This window comes from Helicobacter bilis (assembly GCF_900198365.1).
Taxonomy (GTDB): domain Bacteria; phylum Campylobacterota; class Campylobacteria; order Campylobacterales; family Helicobacteraceae; genus Helicobacter_A; species Helicobacter_A bilis_B.
In genome coordinates this window covers 153,378-163,299 of sequence record NZ_FZMS01000009.1, presented here as the reverse complement: position 1 = coordinate 163,299, position 9,922 = coordinate 153,378, and the positions used below count along the sequence as shown (strand labels likewise).

General features: G+C 35.7%; 8 protein-coding genes. 7 read left to right on the top strand and 1 reads right to left on the bottom strand.

Annotated features, from left to right (window positions below; genetic code table 11):
- Positions 1 to 279: 279 nt before the first annotated feature.
- The 5 genes from C6H08_RS02135 to dnaB all read left to right on the top strand — a co-directional run bounded on the left by C6H08_RS02135 (position 280) and on the right by dnaB (position 5,811).
- Entirely contained in the window at positions 280 to 942 is a 663-nt protein-coding gene (locus C6H08_RS02135; protein WP_233708440.1) for an AtpZ/AtpI family protein, read from the top strand.
- Between the two features lie 73 nt (positions 943 to 1,015).
- Positions 1,016 to 1,381: a hypothetical protein gene (locus C6H08_RS02130; protein WP_034578983.1), complete on the top strand. Its 366-nt coding sequence runs from the start codon at positions 1,016 to 1,018 to the stop codon at positions 1,379 to 1,381.
- Positions 1,382 to 1,554: 173 nt separating this feature from the next.
- Entirely contained in the window at positions 1,555 to 2,898 is a 1,344-nt protein-coding gene (gatA, locus tag C6H08_RS02125) for an Asp-tRNA(Asn)/Glu-tRNA(Gln) amidotransferase subunit GatA (protein WP_034565600.1), read from the top strand.
- Positions 2,899 to 3,052: 154 nt separating this feature from the next.
- Positions 3,053 to 4,240 carry a CapA family protein gene (locus C6H08_RS02120; protein WP_034578980.1) on the top strand — a complete coding sequence of 396 codons (1,188 nt, stop codon included), beginning with the start codon at positions 3,053 to 3,055 and terminating at the stop codon, positions 4,238 to 4,240.
- Positions 4,241 to 4,344: 104 nt separating this feature from the next.
- Entirely contained in the window at positions 4,345 to 5,811 is a 1,467-nt protein-coding gene (dnaB, locus tag C6H08_RS02115; RefSeq protein ID WP_034565601.1) for a replicative DNA helicase, read from the top strand.
- 538 nt (positions 5,812 to 6,349) lie between these two features.
- On the opposite strand, the gene C6H08_RS02110 is transcribed toward dnaB, so the two are convergent.
- Positions 6,350 to 7,885 (bottom strand): anthranilate synthase component I family protein, encoded by a 1,536-nt coding sequence (locus C6H08_RS02110; protein WP_034565602.1) that lies wholly within the window; start codon positions 7,883 to 7,885, stop codon positions 6,350 to 6,352.
- Between the two features lie 285 nt (positions 7,886 to 8,170).
- On the opposite strand from C6H08_RS02110, the gene C6H08_RS02105 reads away from it, so the two are divergent.
- Positions 8,171 to 8,380 (top strand): DUF362 domain-containing protein, encoded by a 210-nt coding sequence (locus C6H08_RS02105; protein WP_034565603.1) that lies wholly within the window; start codon positions 8,171 to 8,173, stop codon positions 8,378 to 8,380.
- 22 nt (positions 8,381 to 8,402) lie between these two features.
- A complete protein-coding gene (locus C6H08_RS02100; protein WP_034565604.1) occupies positions 8,403 to 9,896 on the top strand; it encodes a Ppx/GppA phosphatase family protein in 1,494 nt (497 codons plus the stop codon).
- Positions 9,897 to 9,922: the final 26 nt, after the last annotated feature.

Here is a 9,922-nt window from a genome sequence, read left to right as displayed (position 1 = left end):
AGATAACTTCCAAAGCTAGAAGTGAAATATCTCTATTGCTGTATTTATATATCATTGTTTGCGTTGTGATTGCATTCGCAAGCCTTATTGTGCTATACTAACTATAGAGCCCCTACATTTATTTTCATGCATTACACTTTAACCACAATACAGCATTTAAAAAGTTTAGTTATAATCCAAAGAAGCTTTAAGCTGTATTTTTTGTGTCATTGTGTGCCATGTATATGTTATTTGCCAAAAAGTGCATAAAGCTACAACGGACCCAAAGGACATAGAATAATGCTTGTAGATTCCAAAACAAATTTAAATAAAGATAGTCTGCCTTTTTCAAAAGATCAATACAACAAGTCCTTAGAATCTAAACAGGATGTACTTCTATGCCCTGCATATACCCAAATGATTGAGAGGCTAGATTTTAGAAATGGTGTAGATAAAACACAGCAAGAAAAAGATTCTAAAACAACTTGTCATGTTGGACATCGCGAAGCATCTAACATGGAATTTAAACGAGATTTTGTTTCAAAGACTCAAAATAACAATGAGTTGGAATCTACAAAAAACACAGATAAGACACCACAAGAAGAAAACTCCAAAGAAAGAGATTCTCAAAACGCAGATTCTAAAGATGGTAAAATCAAAATCTTAACTCGCAGTGCCAATGACCTATCACTTGGAATCTCAATGATTGTAGCAGTGCTTTTAGGGCTTGGGATAGGCTATCTATTGTATAAATGGCTTGGATACTATTGGCTTATATGGGTAGGGCTTGGCTATGGGGTGGCAGCAGCTATCCTTAATGTAGTGAAAGCGTATAAAAGGCTTTATAAAGACCTAGATTCACTCAAACATGAAGAAAAGTATAAATACATGCAGGATAGAATCTTAGAGAAAAGAGAGAGGGAAGCTATGCAGAGAAAAGAAAAAAAAGATACGCAAAATTAACATTAAAATTTATAAACATTTACCATATATATATATTACCATCTGCTCACAATTTTATTTTTAGGAGATTTTTATGGCAATAAGTAGTGAAAAAGAGTTGGCAGCAGCTATTGAAAGAGGTGATGATTATATTGAAATTGAGGGTGATTTAAAATCTGGAGTAATAAAAATTAAAGCAGCAGGTAAAGTGGCTTGGGCAATAGCGATAGGTGCAATTGGTGTTGCTGTTGTAGCGATTGTTGCAGCTCCAGCAACGGGTGGTATTAGCTCTGCATTTACGGCAGCAGCGGCTCCAGCGGCAGTTGGGGTATTGGGAGTGGGGACAACGACTACAGCGGTTGCTATTGCCGTAGCTGCAGGTGGTGTTGGTGTTTTAAATAAATTAAGGGATTATGATGTAGAAAAAGTGGGAGATAAAGTTATACTAAGGAAAAAATAAGCTATATCTACATTCTTAGTATTTTATTATTGCTTAACACATTAAGATTATGTATAAATCATAATCTTAACACTATCACAACGACTCTAGATTCTCACATTTCACAAAAAGCATATAAGACCAAATAATTCTTAAATTTTTGTTATAATTTCATCTTTTTATAAAGGAATATTATGCTAACACTTAAACAAGCTATGGCATTACATGCTAATGAGATAGAATCTCTTAAAGAACAAATGATACAAGATATTAAAGCTAAACAAGAACTAAACGCCTATATAGAGACGCCTGAATTAAACGAAAATGATAAAGGCAAGATTCCCATTCTAATAAAAGATAATATTTGTGTTAAAGATTCTAAGCTCACTTGTGCGAGTAAGATTTTGCATGGTTATGTATCGCCATATAGTGCGACTGCTGTTACTAAACTACACGATTCTAATATGTGTGCGTTTGGTAGGGCAAATATGGATGAGTTTGGTATGGGTAGCACGACTGAGAAAAGCTGCTATGGTCGCACGAAAAATCCACATGATACAAGTCGTGTGCCGGGCGGGTCTAGTGGTGGGAGTGCCGCAGCGGTTGCCGCAAAAATTGCCATAGCTAGTCTAGGCAGTGATACAGGTGGTAGCATTAGACAGCCTGCTAGCTATTGCGGTGTGGTGGGCTTAAAGCCTACTTATGGTAGAGTGTCTCGCTATGGACTTGTGGCATATAGCTCAAGTTTGGAGCAGATTGGACCGATTACGCAAAATGTAGAAGATGCAAGCATTTTGCTTGATATTATTAGCGGGGTTTGCAAGAGAGATTCTACAAGTGCAAACCTTGCACCTACAAAGACCTTTGATAAGCTTAATCCTAAAAGGATTCTAAAGATTGCCATACTAGAAGACTTTGTGAAAGAGGCAGATGAAGCGGTGCAAAAAGCCTATTATGACACGATTAAGATTCTAGAAGATATGGGACATAGCATCATAAAAGCACAAATGCTTGATACGACACATCATATAAGTGCGTATTATATTATCGCTATGGCAGAAGCGAGTGCAAACCTTGCGCGTTTTGATGGTGTGAGATATGGCAGTCGTATAGAAGGGCAGAATTTGCAGGATTTATATTTCAAAACACGCGCACAATTTGGCGATGAAGTGCAAAAACGCATTTTGCTAGGCTCTTTTGTGCTAAGTAGTGGCTATTATGATGCTTACTATCTTAAAGCACAAAAAGTGCGAGAACTCATAAGACAGCAATATGCAAGTATCTTTAGTGAATGTGATACAATCTTGCTTCCAGTAGCCCCCAATGTCGCCCCAACATTTAATGCTACAAAAAGCTCCCTTGAAATGTATCTAAGCGATATTTACACTATCGGTGTGAATCTTGCAGGACTTCCAGCTATAAGCCTTCCAGTTGTAAAATCGCCTTTACCTATAGGTATGCAATTTATAGGCAGTGCCTTTAGTGAGCAAACAATACTTGATGTTGCCTTTGGACTAGAACAGAATCTAGGGATATAGCATTACTTTTATATAGATTCTAATATTTGCAAGGCATGAAAACCAGCATAGAATCTTTGTGATTAAAAGATAAAACCATAATATTTTGTTAATAAAACACTACTAAAATTCACACATTTTTAAAATAATAACCCCATAATTTTTAAGGAATATCATGCCTATCATCACAAATAAAACTAGAAGTTATAATCTCATATTCTCATGCTTTCTATGCCTTTATATGTTTAGCTTCATAGCTTGTAGTGATAAAGAGAAAAAACAGCAGGATATAAAACCCACAAAAGATTCTAAACTTATAGAATCTAAGATAAATAATGAACTCACACTTATAATGGGTGGTGATGCACTTTTGCATACCGCAGTATATAATGACGCAAAATATACATTGCCACAAGAAAAAGATTCTAAAGCAAAACCAACTTTTAGCTATGATTTTAGTAAAATGTTTATACACGCAGCCCCGCTTATCTCACAATATGACTTAGCCTTTTATAATCAAGAGACAATTCTAGGTGGAAAAGAGCTAGGGCTAAGTAGCTATCCTGCATTTAATTCACCGCAGGAATTTGGCGATTGCATAATTAATCTAGGATTTAATCTCATCTCACTTGCAAATAATCATACACTAGATCGTGGCGAAAAAGCGATTATAAACTCACGAGAGTATTGGAGTAAAAAGCCTGTGATTGCCGCTGGAAGCTATATAAGTGAAAATGAAAGAAACACAGCAAAAATCTATGAAAAAAATGGCATAACCTACACGCTACTTGCCTACACTTATGGCACAAATGGCATACCTATCCCAAAGAATAAAGAATATTTAGTCAATGTGTATAATAAGGAAATGCTAAAAAAAGACATAGAAAATGTGCGTAATAAAGTGGATTTACTCATGGTTTCAATGCACTGGGGCAATGAGTATGATTTTAAGCCAAATAAAGAGCAAGAAGAGTTTGCACACTATCTCTCAACACTTGGGGTAGATATAATAATCGGTCATCATCCCCATGTCGTGCAGCCTATTGAGTGGATTAATAACACGCTTGTAATCTATTCGCTTGGCAATATGATTTCTGCACAAAAAGGCTTAGAAAAACGCGTTGGAATGTTTGCTGGAGTAAAAATCAAAAAAGATTCTAAAAGTAAGAAAATAACCCTGCATGACCTGCATACGCATCTCATCTATACTTATTATGATAAAAATAGAAAGAATTTTAGCATTTATCCTTTTACAAAGCTAAATGAAAAGATTTTGCTAAACTATAAGCAAATCTATAAAGACTATCTAAAGATAGTTACACAAAGAGATATAGCAGATTCTATACGCACGACAAGGCTTTAAATATTGCATGTGAAATACATGTAACATAATCTCTATTTATCATATTACCACAATGAAATTGTATTGTAACAGCTATCATTACTAACACAAAGCAAAGGAAACACATGCAAGAGCTAGACAGCAAGATTGAAAGGGTTGTGCTATCTGCGATTCTTTTTAGTCCAGATAAATTTGATGAGATATGTGATAGTCTAGTTGCACAGGATTTTTCACTGCCCTTACATGTTGAAATGTTTAAGGCATGTGAGAATCTGCATAGAAATGAGACGCCCATTACCCCAGAATTCCTTTGTATAGAAATGCAAAAAAGCATGAAAGTAAGCCTTGATGATATTGCATTAATTGCTGCTGAATCGCCCATTGCAGACATTGATACCTATGTCAAAATGATTAAAAATAGCTCTATTAAAAGAAATCTTTTTTCTCTAGCAAGCTTTATGCGAGATGAGAGTATGAAGCCAGATTCTATCGCACAAAATATCCTTGCAGATATAGAGCAAAAAGTCTATGCCCTAAGTATACAAGATACAAATAATGCGTTTAAAAATGCCTATGAAGTTGTAGAATCTACCATGCGTCTTATTAAAGAGAATCAAGCAAAGCATGGGGCGCTAAAGGGTATAGATACAGGCTTTAGTAAGCTAAATAACGCTACCACAGGCTTTAATGCGGGTGAGTTAATAGTCATTGGTGCAAGACCTGCGATGGGTAAAACTGCCTTAATCCTTAGCATGACCTTAAGGATTCTAAGCAGTCAAAAAGGTGTAGCAATCTTTAGCCTTGAGATGCCAGCAGAACAGCTTATGACAAGAATGCTTTCGGCAAAAAGCATGGTGCCACTGCAAAATGTGCGTTCAGGTAGTATGGACGATAATGAATTTACAAAGCTTTCAAAATCCGCTCAAGAACTCTGTGAAACACATATCTATATCGATGATAACCCACATTTAAGCCTTGCAGGACTCCGCACAAAGCTAAGGAAGCTAAAGATTAAAGACCCTAGTGTAAGCATTGTTATGATTGATTATCTTCAGCTTATGTCTGGCATGTCAAATGCGAATGCGGCGGCTAGACATGAGATTATCGCTGAGATTAGTCGCGGATTAAAGAATCTTGCCCGTGAGTTAAAAATCCCTATAGTTGCATTATCACAACTTAATCGTGCCTTAGAGCTAAGAGATGATAAGAGGCCCATTATGTCGGATTTACGCGAGAGTGGGTCTATCGAGCAAGATGCTGATGTGATTTTATTTTTATATCGCGATGAGGTGTATAAAGAAAGGGAGTCAAGAAATCGAATTGCCAAGCAGAGAAAGAGTAAAAGCGAAGATTCTAGTGTTGAAATAGAGGAGCAATACAAAGCCCCAGAGGTGCATGAAGCAGAACTCATTCTAGCAAAAAATCGCAATGGCGAAACACGCACAATAAAGATTGAATACAATAGCAAATACACGCTTTTTGTAGATAGAAACGAAGAGAGAGAAATCAAAATGGCAGCACAATCTAGCACCGCCCTTATAGGTGATGTGCAAACCATTAATCTTAATGATGGAGTATTGCCTAAATTTTAGGTGTATTTCTAGGACAAATAGCTTTTAATCATTGCATGAAATCTAAACTAAGTGAGTCTAATGGTGCCACAATATGCTTTTTCTTATTGTTACCTTGCGGTAATTAGTCGTTAGAAAATGCCAGTTATTATTAGAAACTAGAATTCAACTTTAATCTCCTATAGGTGTAATTCATAGAAACTAAAGTTTGTATTTTTGCTATTTATATGATAGTTATCACAATTACATGGTTCTTACATTCCGATCTTCTATCAACTAAATTCAAAACAGTGTTAGGTTTATGGAGATTTGGTTGCATTATTATAACCTGAAACCTGGTTTCTAAATTATTAGGCAGTCCATTAAATTAAATATCCATGTTATACAACTCTACTATGTGTTGTATTTGCAATTTTCTCAATACAAGCAAAATAACTTAACATAAACTTATGGAAATATAAGCAAAAAGTCTGTATTGCTTTGAATTTTAAATTCTTGCTATCCTGCACCCTAAACCCTGCACGCACCTATAAAGGCAGAAATTCTAAAACTCTAATCCCTATAATGAAAGCCCTTGTGGTTGTATCAAAATATCATAAAGGGCTTTCATTTTATTACATGTTTCAATATATTCATTTGTAGGGATAGAATCCATAACAATGCCTGCTCCAGCTTGTAAATAATAGATCCCATCTTGCAATACCGCAGAACGCAAAGTAATCGCAGAATCTAAATCACCATTTCTAGTAAAATACAAAATCGCACCAGAATAAATAGATCGTTTATGCGTCTCATATTGTGCGAGTTTGGTGATCGCCTCAATCTTTGGTGCTCCACTCACCGTTCCAGCAGGGAAACATGCCTTAAAGCAATCGTTATTATCCCGCCCCTCCATAATCTCACCGCATATTTCTGATACAATATGCATAACGCTTGAGTATCGCTCAATAACCTTAAACGCATTTACTTTTACGCTTCCAATCTTAGCATTTCGCCCAATATCATTTCGCCCTAAATCAACAAGCATTAAATGTTCTGCATTTTCCTTTTCATCTTCTAGCAATTCTTGCTCTAAGATTCTATCCTCTTGTGCGTTTATCCCCCTTTTTCTAGTCCCAGCGATAGGTCGCAATGTCTGTATATTATCCTTGCATTGCAGCATGACTTCAGGACTAGCCCCAATAACACTAAAAGATCCAAAATCTAAATAATACATATATGGGCTTGGATTATTATGTCTTAGTGTCTCATAGAAATACAGCGGATTCATATTGCTTTTAATGGCGATAGCTCGACTAAGCACACATTGCAGAAATGTGCCTTTATAAATCTCATCTTTAATTCTTGCTACATTTGCTTCATACCATTCTTTAGAATCTTCATACACAATACTAGATTCTAAAACTTCATGCCCGTTTAAAAGCTCATTTGTCTGTGTATTTTGTAGTGATAGAATCTCTTGCTGCAATACTTCTAATCTTGCCTTAGCCCCATTATCTAGCGTATTGACAACGATATACATAGAATCATAAAAATGATCAAATACAACGCATTCTTGCGGGAATACAAGCAGGGCTTCAGGTGCATTATATAGGCTTTCTTGCTGAAATACCACATTTTCACATTCACTAAAAAATTCATAGCCAACATAGCCTAGCCCACCAAGTGGCAGGGGCAGAGATTCTAAAATCTTTGGGATTTTAGGCAAAGCATTTCTAAACACTTTTGCAAGTTCTAAAAAATCAAAACTCGGCTTATCTTTTACATGATTATTTTGTATAGAGAGAATAGAATCTTTTAGCTGCATTAAAAAAGGGGGTAACTCTTCATATTCTGTAAGATTTGACAAAGAAAAGCTATTTGCCCCATTTTTTGGGGAATCTTTTATATAGGTTTCAAATGTATAGTCTTTATCTCTTTTTTGTAAGCCAAAATTTACATTACGAACGATTATAGAATATCGCCCCTTACCACTTTCAAGTGAAGCAGATTCTAATAAAAAATGTGCGTTAATGCCCTTATATACTGCAAGTGGTGTATGCATATTCGCATTCATATAAGTATAGGCAAACTGCGTATCTTCTTGCTTTACCATAAATCCCCTTTATTAACTACTTGTGTTTCTTTTTTGGAATCTAAACTCTATTTGGATTTATACTAAAAATTTTACTTAACACAATATTTACTTTATAGAGATTCCAAACATTAAAAAGTATAAATTATAGCAAAATATTATGAAGTGTTTAGCCCTATTCCCTATATAAAACACTCTAAAAATATCATCAAACAAAACTATCACATAGTTTTCTAGTTTAAGTTTTATTGTATAATACACAAAGTTTTTAACCAAAATCTTTAACACAAAATATTAGGAAACCTTATGTCTTCACTTGCTATTCTCAATCAATGTATTGCTTGTGATGCGTGTCGCGATGTATGCCCAACACAAGCCATTAACATTGGAGAGCCCATTTATATCATCACACAAGAAAAATGTATTCTTTGTGCGGGTTATGCAGAAAGCCCAAACTGCATAGAAGTCTGCCCTGTTGATGCGATTATTGACACAAAAGGCATGGAACATACATAACCTTATTTGATAAAGGATAACTATGGCAAAAATTACAACGATTATAGATATTGGATCAAACTCGGCAAGAATGGCGATCTTTCAAAAAACAAGTCGCTACGGATTCCATCTTATCCATGAGTTAAAGTCAAAAGTGCGTATTTCTGAAGGCAGTTATGAGCATGATTCTTATTTACAACCACAAGCAATGGCAAGGGCTTTAAACGCACTAAAAGAGTTTAAAAAAGTAAGTGATTCCTTAAAGAGTAGAAAGCTTATATGCGTAGCGACTTCAGCCCTGCGAGATGCACCAAATAAAGCGGAATTTATAGCACAAGTGAAAAAGGAATGCGGCATTGCTATAAAGGTTATAGACGGCACAAAAGAAGCCTATTATGGTGCATTAGCATGTGCAAATCTATTGCATGAAAAAAGTGGTGTTACCATTGATATTGGCGGTGGTAGCACAGAGCTTGCCTGTATTGAAAATGGTGTAATACAAACGATGGTATCACTCAATCTAGGGAGTATCCGCTTAAAAGAACTCTTTTTTGACCACAATAACATGCAAGAAGCATATAAGTATGTAAGAAAGTATGTAAAAGAGCATATTAAAGATATTAAGGCTTTTTGTTTGAGTTCATCTTTTATGCAAAATCTCAATGTATTTGGGATTGGCGGGAGTATTCGCGCGTATGCGAAATATGAAATGGATTTAGAATCTTATGCGTTTAATTTTCTGCATGGCTATGAGTTTTGTGTAGAAAATATCTTAGAGCATTTAGAGACGATTATACATGCGAGTAATGAGTGGCTTTTAGAGAGTGGCTTTGAAGAGGGGCGTATAGATTCTATACGACCGGGTTTGCTTATTTTACAAGTGATTTTAGAGGAATTAAGTGCAAAAAAGCTTATTATAAGTGGTGTTGGTGTGCGTGAGGGGGCGTTTTTAAGCGATATGTTGCGTTATCATCACGGAAAGATTCCAAATGATATTAACCCAAGTGTAAGATCCCTGCAAGATATTTTTCTCACAAGCCTTGATGATTCTAAAAGTATTGGCAAACATGCAAAGACACTTTTTAATCTCTTAAAAGAGTCTTATGACCTAGAAGATTCTCACCTAAAAGCCTTAAGTGTTGCTAGCAAACTCTATAATATCGGGGCAAACTTTAACTTCTATCAAGCACATAAACATAGTGCCTATATTGCATTGCATTCCCTGCATTATGGCTTTGGACATAAAGAGCGTTATACGATTGCCACACTTTTAGAATCCTCACATAAAAAGCGACCAAAAATCATCACCCAAACACTTGAGAATCTTTTGCCACAACACGATGCCCTGCAGATTCTAAGCTTTATTTTTGCTTTAAGTGTAGCCCTTGCTAAAGAGAAAAAGATAACACTAGAATTTAAAGATTATACCCTTTCTATCAGCATACACGCCCTGCCACTGCAGCAAGCACTAAAAGAAATTGTATTGCCACGATTAGAAGAGTATCCGCGACTAGGTTTTATTGTCAATGAGATATGATTGTGAAATCTTATTGCCTTGATAAA